Annotated in this window: 18 protein-coding genes; 11 read left to right on the top strand and 7 right to left on the bottom strand. The window is 39.2% G+C overall.

Annotated features, from left to right (window positions below; translation table 11 throughout):
* Positions 1-3: 3 nt before the first annotated feature.
* Together G8O30_RS01545 and G8O30_RS01550 are read left to right on the top strand one after the other, a co-directional pair.
* Positions 4-1551, top strand: a complete 1548-nt coding sequence (locus G8O30_RS01545; protein WP_239673262.1) for a flotillin lipid rafts scaffold protein FloT — start codon at positions 4-6, stop codon at positions 1549-1551.
* A 315-nt stretch (positions 1552-1866) separates the two neighbouring features.
* Positions 1867-2964, top strand: coding sequence for a nitric oxide synthase oxygenase (locus tag G8O30_RS01550; RefSeq protein ID WP_275576536.1), 1098 nt, complete (start codon positions 1867-1869; stop codon positions 2962-2964).
* Between the two features lie 40 nt (positions 2965-3004).
* On the opposite strand, the gene G8O30_RS01555 is transcribed toward G8O30_RS01550, so the two are convergent.
* From G8O30_RS01555 to G8O30_RS01575, 5 genes are all read right to left on the bottom strand, one after another.
* A complete protein-coding gene (locus G8O30_RS01555; RefSeq protein ID WP_239673263.1) occupies positions 3005-3247 on the bottom strand; it encodes a hypothetical protein in 243 nt (80 codons plus the stop codon).
* A 68-nt stretch (positions 3248-3315) separates the two neighbouring features.
* Complete coding sequence (gene mreBH / locus G8O30_RS01560; protein ID WP_239673264.1) at positions 3316-4323, bottom strand: rod-share determining protein MreBH; 1008 nt, start codon at positions 4321-4323, stop codon at positions 3316-3318.
* A gap of 280 nt (positions 4324-4603) precedes the next feature.
* Positions 4604-6265, bottom strand: a complete 1662-nt coding sequence (locus G8O30_RS01565; protein ID WP_239673265.1) for a methyl-accepting chemotaxis protein — start codon at positions 6263-6265, stop codon at positions 4604-4606.
* A 12-nt stretch (positions 6266-6277) separates the two neighbouring features.
* Entirely contained in the window at positions 6278-7255 is a 978-nt protein-coding gene (locus tag G8O30_RS01570) for a BMP family lipoprotein (protein WP_239673266.1), read from the bottom strand.
* Between the two features lie 540 nt (positions 7256-7795).
* Complete coding sequence (locus G8O30_RS01575) at positions 7796-9028, bottom strand: aminopeptidase (protein ID WP_239673267.1); 1233 nt, start codon at positions 9026-9028, stop codon at positions 7796-7798.
* A 186-nt stretch (positions 9029-9214) separates the two neighbouring features.
* Here G8O30_RS01575 and G8O30_RS01580 point away from each other — a divergent pair, with 186 nt between their 5' ends.
* From G8O30_RS01580 to G8O30_RS01595, 4 genes are all read left to right on the top strand, one after another.
* Complete coding sequence (locus tag G8O30_RS01580) at positions 9215-9592, top strand: DnaJ family domain-containing protein (protein WP_239673268.1); 378 nt, start codon at positions 9215-9217, stop codon at positions 9590-9592.
* 91 nt (positions 9593-9683) lie between these two features.
* Complete coding sequence (gene motA, locus G8O30_RS01585) at positions 9684-10484, top strand: flagellar motor stator protein MotA (RefSeq protein WP_239673269.1); 801 nt, start codon at positions 9684-9686, stop codon at positions 10482-10484.
* Entirely contained in the window at positions 10477-11232 is a 756-nt protein-coding gene (motB, locus tag G8O30_RS01590) for a flagellar motor protein MotB (RefSeq protein WP_239673270.1), read from the top strand. Before motA ends, motB begins: the two co-directional genes overlap by 8 nt.
* 191 nt (positions 11233-11423) lie before the next feature.
* Positions 11424-12521 carry a carbohydrate kinase gene (locus tag G8O30_RS01595; RefSeq protein ID WP_239673271.1) on the top strand — a complete coding sequence of 366 codons (1098 nt, stop codon included), beginning with the start codon at positions 11424-11426 and terminating at the stop codon, positions 12519-12521.
* Between the two features lie 780 nt (positions 12522-13301).
* On the opposite strand, the gene G8O30_RS01600 is transcribed toward G8O30_RS01595, so the two are convergent.
* Positions 13302-13526 (bottom strand): DUF1128 domain-containing protein, encoded by a 225-nt coding sequence (locus G8O30_RS01600; protein ID WP_239673272.1) that lies wholly within the window; start codon positions 13524-13526, stop codon positions 13302-13304.
* Positions 13527-13637: 111 nt separating this feature from the next.
* Here G8O30_RS01600 and G8O30_RS01605 point away from each other — a divergent pair, with 111 nt between their 5' ends.
* The 5 genes from G8O30_RS01605 (at position 13638) to G8O30_RS01625 (ending at position 19057) form a co-directional block, all read left to right on the top strand.
* Positions 13638-13973 carry a YtxH domain-containing protein gene (locus G8O30_RS01605; RefSeq protein WP_239673273.1) on the top strand — a complete coding sequence of 112 codons (336 nt, stop codon included), beginning with the start codon at positions 13638-13640 and terminating at the stop codon, positions 13971-13973.
* Positions 13973-14782: a YihY/virulence factor BrkB family protein gene (locus G8O30_RS01610; RefSeq protein ID WP_239673274.1), complete on the top strand. Its 810-nt coding sequence runs from the start codon at positions 13973-13975 to the stop codon at positions 14780-14782. The genes G8O30_RS01605 and G8O30_RS01610 overlap by 1 nt, the downstream gene beginning before the upstream one ends.
* 265 nt (positions 14783-15047) lie before the next feature.
* Positions 15048-16778 carry a sensor histidine kinase gene (locus tag G8O30_RS01615; protein WP_239673275.1) on the top strand — a complete coding sequence of 577 codons (1731 nt, stop codon included), beginning with the start codon at positions 15048-15050 and terminating at the stop codon, positions 16776-16778.
* A complete protein-coding gene (locus G8O30_RS01620) occupies positions 16778-17494 on the top strand; it encodes a LytR/AlgR family response regulator transcription factor (protein ID WP_239673276.1) in 717 nt (238 codons plus the stop codon). The genes G8O30_RS01615 and G8O30_RS01620 overlap by 1 nt, the downstream gene beginning before the upstream one ends.
* 117 nt (positions 17495-17611) lie before the next feature.
* Positions 17612-19057: a carbon starvation CstA family protein gene (locus tag G8O30_RS01625; RefSeq protein WP_239673277.1), complete on the top strand. Its 1446-nt coding sequence runs from the start codon at positions 17612-17614 to the stop codon at positions 19055-19057.
* A 478-nt stretch (positions 19058-19535) separates the two neighbouring features.
* On the opposite strand, the gene G8O30_RS01630 is transcribed toward G8O30_RS01625, so the two are convergent.
* Positions 19536-20708 carry an MFS transporter gene (locus tag G8O30_RS01630; protein WP_239673278.1) on the bottom strand — a complete coding sequence of 391 codons (1173 nt, stop codon included), beginning with the start codon at positions 20706-20708 and terminating at the stop codon, positions 19536-19538.
* Positions 20709-20737: the final 29 nt, after the last annotated feature.

Here is a 20737-nt window from a genome sequence, read left to right on the forward strand (position 1 = left end):
GAAATGGGCACAGGTCTTTACATTGTTATTGGATTAATTGCTTTTATACTTATTGCATTTATTGCGGTGTTTGTAACGAAATACCGTACAGCTGGTCCCGATGAAGCACTAATCGTTACGGGAAGTTACTTAGGTGGAAAGAACGTACATGTGGATGAGTCAGGAAATAAAATTAAGATTATCCGTGGTGGCGGTACGTTTATTCTTCCTGTTTTCCAACAAGCAGAACCGTTAAGTTTACTTTCAAGTAAGTTAGAAGTTACAACTCCTGAGGTATATACGGAGCAAGGTGTACCAGTTATGGCGGATGGAACTGCAATCATTAAGATTGGTGGATCTATTGGTGAAATCGCAACGGCAGCCGAGCAGTTCCTTGGAAAGTCTAAAGCGGATCGTGAAGGAGAAGCGCGTGAGGTACTAGAAGGACACCTTCGTTCTATCTTAGGGTCCATGACGGTAGAAGAAATTTACAAGAACCGTGAAAAATTCTCACAAGAAGTGCAACGCGTTGCTTCACAAGATTTAGCCAAAATGGGTCTAGTTATTGTATCATTCACCATTAAAGATGTAAGAGATAAAAATGGTTACTTAGACTCTCTTGGTAAACCTCGTATCGCTCAAGTTAAACGTGATGCGGATATTGCCACTGCAGAAGCGGATAAAGAAACACGTATTAAACGTGCGGAAGCGGATAAAGATGCGAAGCGTTCTGAATTAGAGCGTGCTACAGAAATTGCAGAAGCAGAAAAAACTAATGCAATGAAAACAGCAGAGTATCGCCGCGAACAAGATATTGCACGAGCTCGAGCTGACCAAGCGTATGACTTAGAAACAGCAAGAGCAAAACAAGAAGTTACAGAGCAAGAGATGCAAGTCCGTATCATTGAACGTCAAAAGCAAATCGAACTAGAGGAAAAAGAGATTCTACGTCGTGAAAGACAGTATGATTCTGAAGTGAAGAAAAAAGCAGATGCAGACCGTTACTCTGTTGAGCAATCAGCAGCAGCGGAAAAAGCGAAAGCAATCGCAGCCGCAGAAGCAGAACAATATCGTATTGAAGCAATGGCGAAAGCAGAAGCGGAGCGTGTACGTGTAGACGGTATCGCAAAAGCAGATGCAGAAAAAGCTCAAGGTACTGCAGAATCAGAAGTTATCCGTCTAAAAGGTCTTGCAGAAGCAGAAGCAAAACGTAAGATTGCAGAAGCATTTGATGAGTTCGGTGAAGCAGCTATCTTGGACATGGTATTAAAAATGTTACCTCAGTATGCGAAAGAAGTTTCAGCGCCATTGTCTAACATTGATAAGATTACGGTAATCGATTCCGGAAGTGATTCAGCGAACGGAGGAGCAAACAAAGTAACTGCTTATGCGACAAACTTAATGTCTACCATGCAAGAATCATTAAAAGAAACATCTGGTATCGATGTGAAAGAGTTACTAGAGAACCTTTCTGGTAAAGGTAATGTAAGAAATAGCATTGATGATTTAGCAAAGCAACTGACTGCTGGCAAGGCGGCAAAACAAGTGGAAGCGGAAGACGAGAAAGAGTAATAGAAATAGTTACGAGAGGTGCACTTACGATAAGTGCACCTTTTGCTATTGGAGTTAGACATCACTGGCCGTTAAAACTTTTCTGACGGAACAAAATGAGCCACGAGAAGAGAATAGAGGTCGTCTATACGCATCTGGCGAGAGAAAACCAGTGCTGAGAAGAGAATAGAATAGAGGGCGCCTATAACCATCTGGCGAGAGAAACTAACTTGTAAGGAGAGTATAAGCACATAGATAAGACAGCACTTTTCTATTTCTTTAATGAAAATGCTATACTGTTAAAACGAGACATTATGCAAGGAGGAAAACACCTTGGTGCAGCATCTAATAGAAGAAGCAGAAAAATTCATTGTGCAATTTTATATAGAAAATCAATTATCTGAAGAAGATTTACATAGAAGGTTAACGGAAGTCAAAGAGGAAATTCGTGAAACAGGTACATACAAGCATACCTATGACGAACTGGATTATGGTGCTAAACTTGCCTGGCGCAACAGTAACCGCTGCATCGGACGATTATTTTGGAAGACTCTACATGTATTAGATGTTAGAGATAGTAAAACTCCTCAAGAAGTAGAAAGTGCTTTACTTCAACATGTTGAGTACGCAACAAATAACGGGAAGATCTATCCAACGATTTCCATATTTGCTCCTACCGTAAACAATAAGGCTCCTGTACGTTTATGGAATCATCAATTAATACGTTATGCAGGTTATCAAAAAGAAGATGGTATAGTGGGAGACCCAGCTTCTATCGAGTTTACTAAAGTATGTGAGTCGCTAGGGTGGAAGGGAGAGGAAACTCATTTTGACGTCTTACCACTAGTATACAAATTGGAAGACGAAGAAACACCGAGATTACTTGAAATCCCAAATAATCTGATCTTAGAAGTCTCCATTAAGCATCCAGAATTCCAGTGGTTCGAGGATCTTCAATTGAAATGGTATGGAGTGCCAATGATTGCGGACATGAAATTAGAAATCGGTGGAATTGAGTATCAAGCAGCTCCGTTTAACGGTTGGTACATGGAGACAGAAATCGGAGCAAGAAACTTAGCTGATGAAAATAGGTACAACTATTTGCCGAAAGTGGCGTCTTGTATGGGACTAGATACTTCTAGAAACAGTACATTTTGGAAAGATCGCGCACTAATCGAATTAAATCATGCGGTGCATTACTCCTTTAAAGAAGCAGGAGTGAGCATTGTAGACCATCATACAGCTGCCCAACAGTTCAAACGTTTTGAACAACAAGAAGAACATGCAAACAGAGAAGTAACAGGAGACTGGACGTGGCTAATCCCACCGGTTTCTCCAGCTACAACGCATATCTTCCATAAATCATACGATCCAACGTGGAAAACGCCTAATTACTTTTATCAAGAAAAATCTTATACCATTCAAAATAAGTAAAAAAGAAGCGAGAATCCAATTAGGAAACTCGCTTCTTTCATTATCCAAAGTCATATCTGTTCTTTATATGAGGGTAGATAGCAACAAATTGAGTATAAAGTCTTTCAAACTCTTCATAAGAAAGATGAAGAATTTGATAATTATACGTAGCCAGAAAATCCTCCATGCACTCTACATCTGCTCCGTATAAAAGTCTAGATTGCTCCAATGAAGTTAACATACTTGAATACGTTTCCTCTAAGTCATAGTCAGTAAACAAGCTACGAATCTCTGCATTGTTCATGAGGAAAAACCTCCTTTACAGTCGTGCTTTGTTTAGTGTAACCATGAAGTTGCTAGATTATCCGAGTTTTACTTAGCGATTTTATTTAATTGCTGAAGCATAGACAGAGATTTTCCTGTTCCGATAGCGACAGACTCTAATGGGTTAGGTGCTAAGTGTACGGGAACGCTTAACTCAGAAGTTAACCAGTCTTGTAAACCATTTAATAACGCTCCACCACCAGTAATGACTACTCCGTGGTCAACAATGTCGCCACTTAATTCTGGAGGAGACTGTTCTAAAGTAGAACGGACAGTTTCTAAGATAGCTTCAAGAGACTCACGCAATGCAGATTGAATTTCAGAAGATGACAATTCAACTGTTTTAGGTAATCCTGTAACAAGATCACGCCCACGAATTTCCATGAGTTGATCTGGATGGTCAATTAACGCGTACCCAATTTCTTTTTTGATGTTTTCAGCAGTACGTTCCCCAATCAAAACGTTGTATTGCTTACGAACGTGGTGAATAATATCATCGTCCATTTTGTCTCCACCAACGCGAATCGTTTCACAAGTAACCACCCCACCATAAGAGATGATAGCAACTTCAGTAGTACCTCCACCAATGTCTACTACAACGTTTGCCGTAGGTTCATGTACAGGAAGATCAGCTCCGATAGCTGCTGCTACCGGCTCTTCGATAAGTTCTACTTGTTTGGCACCACACAATTTCACAGCGTCTGTAATCGCTCTACGTTCCACTGTTGTTGCGCCAGAAGGGGTACAAACTACCACAGTAGGCTTTCGCACAGTACGTCCTAAAATTTTCGAGACTTTTTTCATCACCATTTTAAGCATTTCAGTAGTAATATCAAAGTCAGCGATAACACCATTTTTCAGTGGGCGGATTGCAACGATATGACTAGGGGTTTTACCTATCATATTTTTAGCATCCGTACCAACTGCAAGTACTTTTTTTGTGTTAATATCAATCGCCACAACGGACGGTTCGTTCATAATAATTCCTTTTTGCTTCGTATAAACAAGTATATTGGCTGTTCCTAAATCAATGCCGATATGTGTTGTTTGAAACATATTTATCCCTCCAATATCGGTTCTACAATATATACTTCAAGCAGTATATCGTATTTTTGGGTGTCATATGTAATGAAAACCTTGCCAGTTGCGCTTTACGACAGCAGAAATATAATTGTAATGGTTGTCGAAGCTTGTTATGAGTGGTGTCGAATTGTGTAGAGGTAATTTGGTGTCATAAAAATGTAATATTCGTTACAGAGAGTAGAGGAGTATATTTACAGTAGGATAAAGAAAAAGTACGGACCATGGCAGAAATTCCATGCTCCGTACTTTTTGGTTACTTAATCTTAAACTTCGTTAGTTCGTTTTTCATTGATTGAGTCATATTACGTAGCTCATTTACTTTCTCCGTTGCTCTAGTAAATGAATGTAGTTGCTCATCTGTAGAAGCGGAAATTTCTTCTGTACCAGCAGCTGTTTCTTCCGTGATTGCACTAACATTTTCTACTGCAGCTAATACATCTTCACTCATGGCATTTGCCGTTTCTAACTTATTAGACAGGTCTTTTAACTGTTCAAAGACACTAGTAACATTCGTATAGATGTTGGAAAAAGACTTTTCTGTATCTGACATAGAGAGTGCTTGATTGGAAGATAAGGTTTCTCCTAAATTTGCAGACTCCACAATGTCGTTAATTCCTTCTTTCATCTGAGCTAACATATCAGAAATAGACTGTGTGGCTTTAGAAGAGTCTTCTGCTAGTTTTCGAACTTCATCAGCAACAACAGCAAATCCTTTACCAGCTTCTCCAGCCCTTGCAGCTTCTATCGCAGCATTTAGTGCTAAGAGGTTGGTTTGTTCCGCAATACCTCTTACCGAAGTAGCTGCTTCCTCAATTTTATTTGTAAATGAAGAGAATTGATCAATAGAAGATTTAATTTCTCTTGATGCAGCGGTCATTTTCTCTGTTAGTTCTAGCTGTTTAACAATCGTTTCTTTTCCTGTAGATACGGACTGTAAAGCATGAGAGCTAAGATCCGTAGAATCTTTGCTATTTTGAACAGACTGTAAAAAAGCGTTTCTCATATTACCAACAAGTTCTGCTGCTTGCTGAATATCGACGGAAATAGATTGGCTTCCTCTTGACAATTCATCTGTGGAAATAGCAATCTGGTTGCTACTCTCAGAAAGTATGTTCATTTGGGAAGTGATCTCTTCTGTAAACTCATTTACTTCTGTTCCTACATGATCCACAGATTGGACAGTGGAGCGGAGATTGCTAACCATTTGACCAAAAGCATCACGCAACTGTTCCACTTCGTATTTTGTTTTCTTTTTCTTTCTTTCAGAAGTATGAAGTGTTAAGTCTCCATTGGCTACCAGTTGAGCATCTTTTACAAGAGCGTTAATCGGTACAATGATACGTCTTGCTACTATCCAAGTAAAAATGATGGATAAGGAAACTAAGAGGATACTTCCAATAATGGAGGCAGTGATAGTAAATTGAACAGTTCGCTCCATATTGTTCGTCAATTGCTTGTACCATGCACTAGTTTGTATATCTAACAAGTGTATATCATTAATGATTCCACTTATTCGGATGCTCTGACGATTAATCTCTGCTTTATCATTTTCGGAAAGGGCAGTTCTAGCCACACCATCAAGTTTTACTAGTTTATCTTCAATTTGAGCAGCAATAACTTGATGCGAAGGCACCGTTAGAACAGTTTTCATCTCTTCTAATGTTGTAGCAGTTAAAGCAAGTTGTGCTTCAGACTCTGCTTTATTTCCTTCAGAAGGATTAAAGGCATAATTGGATAAAGATTGTTTCGTTGTGACGAATTGCCCTCTAAGCTTTTCTACATTTATTAGCACCTGTACATTATCTTGTGAAGAACTTTGAATTTGTTGTACTTGTAAAGTAATAAAACCAATCATAAGGATTGCGATAAGTAAGGGAACGAGTGCTAAAATATATAAACGAGTACGTAATTTCATATTTTCCCCTCCTTATTTTGTAGTGGAAACAACTATTTCACCAGATTTAATTTTTTCTACAGCTTCGTCATATAAAGCTTTTTGTTCGGATGTTAACGATTTTACTCGGATAGGAGCAAGGCCAACTCCACCATCAGCAAGGCCAAATTCGTAAGCTGACTCAGAAATAGAGCCTTTTTCTACAAGTTCTTTAATAATGTCATATACGGCTACATCAATATTTTTTAACATTGAAGTAACGACAGCCTTCTCTGCCACAAAGAATTGGTCTGAATCAACACCTGCAGATAGAATTTGCTTATCTTGTGCTGCTTGAATAGACCCAACACCCGTAAATCCTGCAGCAGGATAAATAAATCCAGCACCTTCAGCAATTTGCTTCTCTGCGATCGATTTACCTAGTGAAGCATTACCGAAGTCTCCAGCGTATTCAGATAGCAGTGTAGCATCAGGCAAAATATAGTTGACCCCTTCCTGGAATCCAACTTCAAACTTGTGGATCAACGGGGCATCAACACCACCTATAAAACCAAACGTTTTAGTATCACTCACCATGGCAGCAACGAGACCTACTAAAAAGCTACCTTCATGTTCTTTAAATGTAATGGATGTAATGTTCTCAAGAGCAGAAACACTGTCAATTAATACAAATTCTTGCTCAGGATATTGTTTAGCTACTGCTTCTAATGGCTCTTGTGCAGTAAAACCTAAACCAATAACTAAATCATTCTCTTGTTTGACTAATATTTCTAATGCTTGTTCGAAATTTCCATCTGGTGCTTCTTCGTATGTAAATAAGATACCAAGTTCATCACGTGCCTTTTCTAGTCCACGAAATGCGGAGTCGTTAAAGGAACCATCTCCAAGACCAGTGTCTGACAAAAGTATCCCTATTTTTGTATAGTCCTCTTCTAAAGTGTCAGCTGTTTTTGTTGAGCAACCTGACAACACTATTAAAAAAAGAAGGCCGATTATCTTCCAATTCTTCACATTACTACCTCCTAAATGAGTAATCTATCGTTGCTTACTTTTTATCGACAAGAAGTGACAGATATTTAGGCTTTTGTAGGATAAGTAGTGCATAAAAAAGACGACTTTCGAAAAAGTCGTCTACAAAAAATAAAGTTGTGTCTAGCTTAAGCTGGGCCTTATGCTTTTCTAGATGTCTAGCTTCAGGTGCGCAACCGCTCGGGAAAGTCCAAAAGCCCTCCGTTGGCTGAAGAGCTGCCTACTCGGTCTTCTGAACTTTCCTGCCGCGGCTAAACGCGCGCCTTACGCTTTTCTAGATGTCTAGCTTCAGGTGCGCAACCGCTCGGGAAAGTCCAAAAGCCCTCCGTTGGCTAAAGAGCTGCCTACTCGGTCTTCTGAACTTTCCTGCCGCGGCTAAACGCGCGCCTTACGCTTTTCTAGATGTCTAGCTTCAGGTGCGCAACCGCTCGGGAAAGTCCAAAAGCCCTCCGTTGGCTGAAGAGCTGCCTACTCGGTCTTCTGAACTTTCCTGCCGCGGCTAAACGCGCGCCTTATGCTTTTCTAGATCGCCCAGTTACCATTTCTAAAGATAGCTTCTTTTGTTCCGTCTGCTTTGATTCCATCGATGTTCATTTCCGCAGAACCGATCATGAAGTCAACGTGCGTGATAGAAGAGTTTAAGCCATTTTTCTCTAACTCTTCTTCCGACATTTCTTTTCCGCCTTCGATACAGAATGCATACGCATTACCGATTGCTAAATGGTTTGACGCATTTTCATCAAACAATGTGTTGTAGAATAGGACACCAGAGTCTGAAATAGGCGATTGATGAGGTACAAGTGCAACCTCTCCTAAATACTTTGCACCTTCGTCTGTATCAACTAAACGTTGCAAAATTTCTTGTCCTTCTTCTGCTTCCACTTTCACAATTCGCCCGTTTTCAAAAGTAATCGAGAAGTTATCAATGATGTTACCACCGTAGCTAAGTGGCTTTGTACTTGCCACAGTTCCATTTACACCTTCTTTATGAGGAACAGTAAATACTTCTTCCGTAGGCATGTTTGCCATAAACTCTTCTCCATTTGCGTTTACACTTCCAGCACCTACCCAAAGGTGTGTTTCTGGTAAGTCTATGGTTAAGTCAGTACCTGATGCAGTGTAATGAAGTGTTTTAAAGCGTTTTTCATTCAATACGTCTACTTTTTTATGTAATGTTTCATCGTGTTCTTTCCAAGCTGCAACTGGATCCTTCACATCTGCACGTACTGCTTTGAAGATTGCTTCCCAAAGCTTCTCTACTGCTGCTTCAGTTGAACGTTCTTCTGGGAATACTTTTAACGCCCATGTTTCAGACGGTGCAGCTATTACAGTCCAGCTTACTTTGTCTGATTGTACGTATTGGCGGAATGCTTTAAGCGCAGCTCCTGATGATTTTTGATTAGCAGAGATTTTTTCTGGGTCTACTCCTTTTAATAAATCTGGAGAAGATGAAACGATGGACATAAATGCAGCACCGTTTGCAGCTAATGCTTCCATTTCTTTCGCTCGGAATTCAGGGAATTCTTCAAATGAAGATAGAGGAGCTAGTTCGTATTTCGTACGAGTAACTACATCATCTGTCCAATTCACCACAACATTTTTGGCACCAAGTTGGTAAGCTTCTTTGGTTACTAAACGAACAAGTTCTACAGAGTCTAATGTAGTATTAATTACTAGTGTTTGATCTTTCTGTAAGTTAACGCCAACCTTTACAGCTAGTTCAGCATAATTTTGTAAAGCAGTCTCAAAGTTCATGTTAAAATCTCCTCTTTTTGTCAGAATGTTCTCACTCCAACTATTGTACCAAGCTTTTACGAAACATTAAAGAATCGTGCCTAAATTATGTTAATGAAAGTTTATAGTAACTGTTATAAATTGTTCATTTTATCTTAAAGGTATTCTTATTTTTGTGACATATAAAGTATAAAAGGAGGGATTTTCATGACACCATTTACTAAGATTGTGGAGGAGCAATTAAAAGCCGCAATGGCTCGAGGTGAGTTTGATAACCTTTCCGGAATGGGGAAGCCGTTGCCAAATGATCCTTTAGACCATTTACCGGAATCTTTTAGAATGGCATTTCGAATTATGAGGAATGCTGGATATTCAGAAGATGAGGCGAAGTATTTAGTCGATATGCACGAAACTAAACTGCAGTTACTTTCTACGGAAGATGAGCTAGATAAAGTGAAATACCAGAAAAGATTAGATGAAAAACAGGTACAATATCAACAATACCTATCCAAAAAGAAAATTCGAACGAATAGTGATACGTTTAAAGCTTATCACCAGAAGATATACGATACATTTAATCATTGAGGCAAATTTTAAGAATTTTGTCGAGAACTATACACAAATATCGATTACATGCCGATAGTAGTAAAGACTATACATTTTGGTGGTGTGAACGATGGATCGTACAACAATAATTGGAGTAATACTAGGACTAATAGCTGTTGGTGCAGGAATGGTAATGAAAGGTGTACCAGTGTCTTCGTTAGCTAATCCAGCTGCAATTTTAATTATCTTAGTAGGAACTGTTGCATCAGTGACGATTGCTTTTCCTACATCAGAACTAGTAAAACTACCGAAAGTTTTCGGAGTATTATTCAAAGAGGGACAAAGTCAAAGTACACAAGATATTATTCGTCAGTTCTCTGATTGGGCACAACATGCAAGAAAAGAAGGATTGTTGTCTCTAGAACCTAAGATTCAAGAAGTCGACGACCCTTTCTTAAAAACAGGACTTCTCTTAGCAATTGACGGACAAAGTGCAGACTATATTCGTGATGTTTTATCTGAAGAAATTGATGCAATGGAAGAAAGGCACGCAACAGGAGCAGCAATCTTTACACAAGCAGGCACGTATGCCCCAACATTAGGTGTACTTGGAGCAGTAGTAGGCTTAATAGCTGCATTAAAAGATTTAACCGATATTGATAAACTTGGTTATGCAATTGCAGCAGCATTCGTGGCAACTCTTTTAGGAATTTTTACTGGTTATGTATTGTGGCATCCCTTTGCTAATAAATTAAAAAGAAAATCAAAGGTAGAAGTCAGATCAAAGCAATTAATGTTAGAAGGTATCTTATCCATTTTAGAAGGAGAAGCGCCACGAGTGATTGAACAGAAGCTTTCTTCTTTCTTACCAGCATCAGAAAGAGTGGTATTTATGGCTGGAAATCAGAGTGGAGAGAGTGTCGATGGGTAAACGTAGACATAAAAAGCATGAACATGAACACATTGATGAGTCTTGGTTAATTCCATATGCAGATTTATTAACATTGTTATTAGCGTTGTTTATTGTTTTGTTTGCTTCTAGTCAAGTGGATGTAGAAAAGCTACAAAAATTCTCTCAAACGTTTAATGTCATTTTTGATGGAGGGGACGGTGTCATGGAACAACCAACTGTCTCGGAACCAATTATTCCAGAGGAAGAAGTTCCGTTGGATGACTTAACGGATGAAGAAAAGATGGCTGAAGTCGAAAAGGATCAAGAAGAACTTCGTGAACTTCAAGAACGGCTACAGAACTACATCAATGAGAATGGATTAGATTCACAATTTTCAACAGAATTAAAGTCGGAAGGTCTGCTGATTACTATTCGAGATCAAGTTCTTTTTCCTTCTGGAAGCGCTACGGTTAGAAAAGAAGATGAAGTGATTGCCAATGAATTAGCAAAACTATTAGTCATGGACCCACCAAGAGAAATTGTGATAAGTGGACATACAGATAATGTACCTATAAGAAATGCACAATTTGATTCTAACTGGGAGTTAAGTGTAATACGTGCTGTTTCTTTTATGGAAATACTATTGAATAACGCATCTTTAGACCCAACGTTATTCAGTGCGAAAGGTTTTGGAGAATTTACACCTATTGCCGATAATGAATCGGTAGAAGGTCGAGCTCAAAACAGACGTGTAGAAGTACTTGTTCGTCCTAGAGTAGTAGAATAATAAAGGTACCTTGCTCACATTTTTAAGTAAATAGAGCAAGGTTTTTTTGTTACATGACTGGTAATTACTCATCGTTGGCCATGTAATGAGGGCTGTACTTAGAAGAGTCTTCTTTGCCTAAACAATGATTAATTATTATACTAGACATAATAAAATGCTAGGATTGCGATGCATAATGATGGGGGAACGTCATGAATGAAAAAGAGAAGGTAATATACGACTCAATAAAAGAAAACCCGTTTGTCAGTCAGCAAGAGATAGCGGAAAAAACAGGACTATCAAGATCAGCAGTAGCAGGCTATATATCATCTTTGATAAAAACAGGTCACCTATTAGGACGAGCATATATACTTCCTAATCAAAAAGGCATTGTGTGTCTTGGTGGTGCTAATATAGACAGAAAACTTCATAGTGATAAACCGCTTAGTAGCCGTACTACCAACGAAGTGGAAACATCCCACTTCCCAGGCGGTATTGCAAGGAACATAGCAGAAACACTAGGTAGATTAGGGTTAGAAACGAAATTGGTCTCAGTTGTGGGAGATGATGCTCAGTCAAAATGGTTGATGGAACATAGTCAACCGTACGTAGATACTTCATTTGTACAAACTTTACCTAACAAGTTATGTGGAACCTATACAGCAGTTATAGATCAAGAAGGTAACACGACGATGAGTTTTTCCGATATGTCTATTTATAATGAAGTGGATATAGGTCATATTCAAAAGAAGTGGACACCAGTCCGGGCATCAGACATGGTTGTTGTAGATACCAATTTTTCTGCTGAAGTAGTGAAATATATTATTCGAACATGTAAACAAGAAGAAATTCCTGTAGTCCTTGTTCCCCCGGCTACAGGTAAAATAGATAGAGTACCCTCTAATTTAGACGGGGTAGATTGGTTCATTTGCCATCAAGAAGTAGCTGAAATACTTACAGGGAAGATTGTGGAAGAAGAATCGGATGCTCTAGAGGCTGCAAGATTACTAGTAGAAAAAGGTGCTAAACACGTAATTATTTATCGTAATCATGAACCGCTTGTTTATCACACATACCGTGGAGAGGTGGGGCTTGTCATTCCTCCTGTTACAAAGGTAATTGATTTTACAGGTAGTGCAGACTTATTAGCAGCTGGTGTGATTTACGGTTTATTTAATGACTTACGATTAGAGGAATGTTGCAAGTTAGGTTTAGCATGTGCAGCGCTTTCCCACGAATCTAGAGAAACAGTCCCACATACTTTACAGAAGAAAAAGCTACAGGAGAAGTATCTAGAGTTGTTCTCTTAAAGCGAAAAATAATGGTGAAATAAATGTCGAACGCAATGGTGTGTGCGACAACTTTCGCGGGGCATTTGTAATGAAAAGCTTTATTTCTTGGGAAATATAGAGGTTTTAATCAAACGTTTGATCAACGCGTATTTTGACGAAAAAGAGGCTGGAACATTACCCGAAAGAGACTGCACAGGGATTTGCGCTGTAGGGGGACGCGTTCCACGGGGCGGGTTGCTGTATCGAAAAGCGTAAGGCGCACCTGTAGCTAGACATCGCTCCTCGTCGCTGAAGAACGCTCCTGTGGGGTCTCAGTAACCCACCTTTCCCGTAGGAGTCGCCCCCTTCCGCTCCAATCCCACAGATTTATTCTTAAAAGCATTTATTCTGCAGTATTTTAAACTCAAATATAACGCAAAAAAGGCACATTTATTTATTAAATGTGCCTTTTTTGTGTTGTCCTAACTTTTTTAGTCATTCTCTCTAGAGTTACTTAATGTCTAGCTCTAGGTGCGTAACTGCGCACCTAGAGCTTTTGTTACGTGACTGGTAACAACTCAGGAAGGACCACGTGAAGTGGTCCGAACTTAACCGAGTATCCATATCAATCTTTTACGCTTTTCTTAATGTCTAGCTCCAGGTGCGCAGATGCTCGGCAAACTCAGATGGCCCTGTGGTGGCTGAATTGTGGGACCTTCTGCTAAATACCGGTGACATCACGTCACCAACGCAGAAGACAGTACCTCACGTACAAGCCCTCGGTCCATCCAAGTTTGCTGCCGCATCTAACCGCGCGCCTTACGCTTTTCTTAATGTCCCCAGTTCCTGCGCAATTGCCTGCATTTCACTTGGGCTAAAGTGTTCTTTTTTCATAACAAGGGTATAAAGATAGTGCAAGTCTTCATACATTTCTTCATTAAAGGAACCAGGTTTAATTGCACCAACGTTCACCATGCGAAGTTTCTCCGTAATTTTTGTCACCATATACTCAATATTTTCTGTAGATTTAACGGTTAAATCCATTTGGGACACCCCTTTATACAACTGATTCTATAAGGGTAGCGTGAAATGAGAAGAATAACAAGTAGGAAATAATGAATACTTTGGGTAGAATATAGTATAGGAGGGATCAGTATGAGAATGATAACTGGTGTTTTAATTGGAGCAGTCGTTGGAGGAACATTATCTTTGTTAGATAAACAAACAAGAGAATCTTTTGAAACGTGTATGAAAAAAACAGGAAATACCGTTAAGCATACAGTCCAGCACCCAAAAGAAACGTATCATCAAGTATCCTTAAAAACGGAAGAGTGGAAAGTTACTGCTACTGCTCTGAAGCAAGATGTGGATTATGTCATTAATCGTGTGAATGAATTAAAGAAACTTACACCGCAAGTTACAGGATTGGTACAAGACACGGTAACTGCGGTAAAAGATACAGTAAATCATGCCAAAAAAAGTGAGCGATAATGAACTTTCTAAAGTTACTACTACATAAGATAACCGTTGATGATGTGTTTGGGATGGCTGCACAGCTAGCCTATTTCTTTTTGTTGTCTTTGTTTCCGATGCTGATTTTTCTCTTTACCTTATTAACATATTTCCCTATTTCAAGTGACCAAGTTTTACTTTTTATTGCTGAATTTGCACCAATTGATGCAATGGATGTCATTAGAGATACTTTAGATGATGTATTAGATAATACCACTGGTGGATTATTATCTTTTGGGATTATTGCGACGATATGGACAGCATCTAATGGGATGAATGCGCTTGTAAAGTTATTGAATAAAGCATATGAAGTAAAAGAAACGCGTAATCTATTTCTTGCTCGATTTATCTCTTTGGCATTAACAATTTTAATGTTATTAGTTATTATAGTAGCGTTAGTTTTACCGGTTTTTGGGCGACAAATAGGATTCTTTTTATTTAACGGCTTTGGTTTATCAGAAGAATTTTTATTTATGTGGAATCAACTTAGATGGGTAATTAGTGTAGTCATCTTATTTTTTGTTTTTACAGCACTTTATTATTTAGCCCCATCCGTTCATATGAAAGGAAAAACGTTATTTCCAGGGGCACTTTTTACTACACTAGGTTGGGCAATAGTTTCCCTCGGTTTTTCTTATTACGTAAGCAACTTTGGTAGTTATAGTGCAACTTATGGCAGTATCGGTGGAATTATTGTTTTAATGATTTGGTTTTATCTAACTGGTGCAATCATTATGATCGGCGGTTGTATTAATGCAGTTTTAGCTAAATTAAACCATGAGATGTAGCTCTCTATTAAAAGAGGGCTTTTCTTTTTTTAAGAAAAGCGTAAGGCGCGCGTTTAGATGCGGCAGTATACTTGGATGGACCGAGGGCTTGTACGTGAGGTACTGTCTTCTGCGTTGGTGACGTGATGTCACCGGTATTTAGCAGAAGGTCCCACAATTCAGCCACCACAGGGCCATCTGAGTTTGCCGAGCATCTGCGCACCTGGAGCTAGACATTATGATTTAAGTAAAGAAAGAGATGTGAGAAAATATGTTGTTGGTGGCGATGTTAGAGCGTCTAGGGATCATTGTAACAATTGCCTTTTTAGTAACAAGAATCCCTTTTTTTCGAAAGCTTATTGAAGAGAAGGAGCAGTTAGGTGTTTCAAAACGTCTGATCTTTGCTTTCATTTTTGGTGTGTTTGGGATCATTGGAACCTACACCGGAGTAGCTGTAAACACATTAGATGGTGATTATAATAGATGGCTAGTAAATTTGGCGTCAGAAGAAGCGATAGCAAATTCGAGAGTAATTGGAGTCGTCGTTGCAGGACTATTAGGTGGATGGAAGCTTGGTTTTGGAGCAGGGGTAGTAGCTGGCGTTCATCGATTTACATTAGGAGGATTTACCGGTATAGCATGCGGTATATCTACTGTAGTGGCTGGGGTGATGGCAGGGCTTATTCATCGTTATTATCGACAGCAGATTGTTGTTCCACCTAAGGTTGCCTTTTTAGTGGGGATGTTAGCAGAAGCCGTTCAAATGATGATTATTCTACTCGTTGCAAAACCATTTGGACAGTCGTATGCGCTGGTTTCACAAATAGGAGTACCAATGATTGTTGCAAATGGTATAGGTGCAGCAATCTTTATGTTGGTTATTCAGAATGTCATTCGTGGGGAAGAAAAGGTCAAAGCATCGGAATCACAAAAAGCATTAAGTGTTGCTGATAGTACAGTAAAATTTATGCGACAAGGATTAAATGCTACCTCGGCTAAAGAAACGTGTATTGTTTTACAAGAAAAAATTGGTGTCGACGCAGTGGCTATGACCAACAAAGAAGAGATTCTCGCACATGTCGGTCTAGCTTCCGAACATCATGTAAGTGGTGGTCCTATCCAAACAGAAGCTACGAAAAGAGCGATGGAGCTTCGTAAAACAGTTGTTGTGTACGAGGAGGATATCCATTGCCATGACAGAAACTGTCCACTCCATACAGCTATCATCGCTCCTTTAATACAACAAGATGAAGTAGTAGGTACGTTGAAATTCTATTTTGCCACCAAGACAGAACCGACTCTAGTAATGAGAGAGCTAGTAGAAGGGCTAGGATCCATCCTTAGTACACAGCTAGAATTAGCTCAAATTGACCAATTAGAGAACCTTGCACAGCAAGCAGAATTAAAAGCATTGCAGGCACAAGTTAGTCCACACTTTTTATTTAATGCTTTGAATGTCATTCACTCTTTAATAAGGGTAGAACCTCTTGAAGCTAGAAAAGTACTGCTAGCTTTATCTACGTACTTACGAGGAAACTTAAATGCCACACATGTTAGTCTGACTACTATTGAAGATGAGTTAAGACACGTGGAGGCGTATTTAAGGATAGAGGAAGCGAGGTTTCATGACAGATTACAAGTAACAATAGAATTAGATGAATCCTGCAAATATACCAAAGTACCAACATTATCTATTCAACCGTTAGTAGAAAATGCTATTAAGCATGGAATGAGAGATAAGAGTATTGACGGGAAAGTCAGTATTGCTGTGGGAGGTACTAAGGATGGCTGGGTAAGAATTAGCATCCGTGATAATGGAAGTGGTATTGAGAGTAGTCGGTTGCAGGTATTAGGAAATGAACGAGTTTCTTCCGAAATAGGAACGGGAATAGGAGTATGGAATGTTAAGCAAAGAGTAAAAGGTTTACTTGGAGGTTCATTAGAAATTAATTCTGTTCCACAAGAAGGAACAACTGTGACGATGATTGTTCCAAGAGAAGAAAGGAGTGAAGTCTAATGAAAGTTGTGGTTGTAGATGATGAAAAATGGAGCAGAGATGAAATGTGTTTCGTTCTATCAAACTTAGAAGGTGTGGAAATAGTAGGCGAGGCAAGTTCAGCGCATGAAGCAGCTATACTCGTGTTAAAAACAAATCCTGATGCCATTTTTCTAGATATCGATATGCCTGGAATTAGTGGTCTGGAGTTTGCGGAACAACTAAAAGGTATGCCTAAAGAGCCTTTTATAATATTTGTCACGGCTCATGCAGATCTAGCACCAAAAGCATTTCGCTTAGAAGCACTCGATTATATAGTAAAACCGTTTAGTGAAGAAACGGTAGAAGAATCAATCTTTAGATTACAGAAAAGGTTAAAAGGTTCCTCTGACTTTTCGAAACCTGTTCAAGGGAAGTTAGCAGTGCAAGGAGAAGATAAGACATACTTTTTGGACCCTAATACCGTAGATTATATTAAGAGAGAAGACAGGTACACCTTAGTGATTTCTAAGGGAGAAACGTATACTTCTACTTTAACGCTCAAAGAATTAGAGGATAAGTTATGTCAGTACCCCTTTCTTCGAGTTCATAAAAGCTTTCTTGTGAACACTACTTTTGTTCGTTCATTAACAGCATGGGGAAATAGTGTATATGAGTTGACACTATCCACCAGTGAAGATGTTATACCTGTTAGTAGGACATACGTAAAAAATTTAAAAAATGCAATTGAACTATAAATAGTGCTTGTTACACAATAAATAGTGCTTGTTAGCCTTAAATCGCCAAATGTATCCGTTTTCATTGTTATAATGTAAGCGTATTCAATAAATGAACGGTGAAAGGGGAAGCGCCTTATGATTACCTTCTTATTAGCAATTGTACTTTTAATTATTGGTTACTTCACATATGGGAAGTATGTGGAGAAAATTTTTGGTATAAAAGAAGAAAGAAACACACCAGCTTACACTATGAAAGATGGTGTTGATTATGTTCCGATGGGGACGAAGAAGAACTCACTAATTCAGCTACTAAACATTGCTGGAGTTGGACCAATCTTCGGACCGATCATGGGAGCGTTATACGGTCCTGTAGCGTTTTTGTGGATTGTTTTTGGAGCTATTTTTGCAGGAGCAGTTCATGACTATTTAACAGGAATGATTTCCATTCGTAATAAGGGAGCTCATTTACCTGATCTTGCAGGAAAGTTTTTAGGTAAAGGTGTACGCCATGTAGTGAATGCATTCTCGTTACTATTACTCGTGCTTGTTGCTACTGTATTCGTTACAGCACCTGCAGCGTTACTTGCAAACTTAACACCTGCTTGGATTTCCATTGGAGTTATTATAGCGCTGATCTTTGTCTACTATTTTGTAGCGACTATCTTACCAATTGATAAAATTATTGGACGTTTTTATCCTTTCTTTGGAGCATTGCTTGTAATATCAGCAGTAGGTGTTGGCGTAGGATTAGTTGTAACTGGTGCACCTATCCCAGAGATGACGCTTCAGAATATGCACCCAGATAATATCGCAATTTTCCCATTATTATTCTTAACAATCTCTTGTGGAGCACTTTCAGGATTCCATGCAACGCAATCACCTATCATTTCGAGAACGACGCAAAATGAGAAAAACGGACGTAAAATATTTTACGGAATGATGATTACAGAAGCGGTCATCGCAATGATTTGGGCAGCTGCAGCTATGAGCATTTTCCAACCTGGAGAACTAAGTGCACTTTTAGCATCTGGTGGACCGGCTGCAGTAGTAAGTGAGGTTTCCATATTGATGCTTGGTTCCATTGGTGGAACGCTTGCAATCCTTGGAGTAATAGTATTACCAATTACGTCTGGAGATACAGCGTTTAGAAGTGCACGTATGATCGTAGCTGATTATATTAATGTGAAACAAATACAAATTTCTAAACGTTTAATGATCGCTGTACCATTGTTTGTTATTTCTATTGTCTTAACACAGATGGATTTTAACTTATTATGGAGATACTTCTCATGGGCAAACCAATCAACAGCAATGATTGCATTGTGGGTGGGAGCAATGTACCTAGGACTTCAAAAGAAGAACCACTATATTGCTTCTATACCAGCAACGTTTATGACAATGGTATGTGTAACATATATCTTAAATGCACCAATTGGTTTCGGGTTATCAATGAGTGTATCTTTCATCGGGGCAACAGTTGTAACAGTATTATTTGTAGCACTTTTTGCTAAATCCATGTGGAAAACACATCAAACAGATGTACTCTTTGATGTAGATGACAGCTTAGGTAAAGCTTCGTAAAAATTTACCTCGCAAAATTGCCCTCTTTCTTGCTCATACTAGTCTTGTAAGACAAAGGAGGAGAAAACGGATGGCAAAAAGCAAAAGCAGTCAAAAGCATGGTCATACGAAGCAAAACAGTAAACAAAAATCTTCTTCCAACAAAACATCAAGTTCTGCAAACGGTCAGAACGGATACCACTAAATAAAGAGGCGGGGAACACAAACTTTGGATTTGTGTTCCCCGTTTTTATTTTGAAGGCGACAAAGGTCCAAAGCCGCCATGCGAGAGGAGAAAGAAAGGCGACAAAGAGCCGAAGCCGCCGTGCGAGAGGAGAAGGAAAGGCGACAAAGAGCCGAAGCCGCCGTGCGAGAGGAGAAGGAAAGGCGACAAAGGTCCAAAGCCGCCGTGCAAGAGGAGAAAGGAAGGCGACAAAGGGCCGAAGCCGCCGTGCGAGCGAAATAAGAAGGGTGACAAAACGCTCAAGCCGCCTCTACATCATGCCGCCGCACTCATTTGCTCTTGCTCTCGTTCTTTAAACAACATAATACTGACAAAAATAATTAAAAATAATACAGCGAATAAAACTAACAAGCTCACATTCGGAAAAGCTGCTAAAAACAGACCTCCTAGGATAGGTCCTGTTAAGCTTCCCACACTAAACGCTACGCCACATACCACGTTCCCAAGAGGAAGGAAATTCTTTGGCACTAAATCTGTCATATAGCTAATTCCCATGGAAAAAGTAGAACCGAGCATCATTCCAGCAAGAAAAATGGATCCTACCAATAAATGGGGCTGTGCTTCTAAGAATGATCCAATGAAAAAGATTGTTCCTCCCAGTAAGGAGATCAGAGTCAAAACTCTTCTACGACCAATCTTGTCTGAAATAACCCCAAGTGGAAGTTGAAATAAAATACCACCTATTGAGAAAGATGCTAACAAGATGGCAATTAATTCAACATTTAGATCAATGCGTAAAGCATAAATCGGATAAACCCCATGTAAAGAACTCTCCAAGAAACCATACCCAAACGGTGGGAGAAAGGCTACCCAAGACCACGTAAGTAGTTTCTTAATTCGTGGAAATCCTTTATCTACGGACCCAGATGAACTAGTGACTTCAGGTTTCTCGTTGTGTAACAGTAATAACAAGAACCAAGCCACTAAACATAGTAAAGAGGATAGTATGAACGGAAAAGCTGGGCCAATGTCTAAAAACTTAGTCATAAAGGGACCAATTGCAAATCCTAAGCTGAAAAATAATCCATATAAAGCAATATTTCTCCCTCTAACTGATTCAGAAGAGAAAGAGGTAATCCACGTTTGTGTTGCAAAGTGAAGCGCGTTATCACCGATCCCGATAATCAATCGTAGGAGAAACCAGAACCAAACCGCTTGATAAAAAGGAAAAAGAGCTAATGCAATAACCACAATTGCTCCTCCAGTCAAAATCATTGGCTTATAACCGTATAGTCTCAATGGCTTCTCTAAAAAAGGAGAGACTAGGATAATCCCGATATATAAGGCGGTTGCATGCAACCCATTTAATGTAGATGACATACCTTGTTGTTCAAAGATAATACTAATGAGTGGTAGCAACATTCCCTGAGAAAAACCAGAAATGGCTACAGCGGAAACTAAAATCCAAAAACGATATGCTTGAGACATAAACAATCTCCTTTACTTGTCTAATACCA

This window comes from Mangrovibacillus cuniculi, from assembly GCF_015482585.1.
GTDB classification, from domain to species: Bacteria; Bacillota; Bacilli; order Bacillales; family R1DC41; genus Mangrovibacillus; species Mangrovibacillus cuniculi.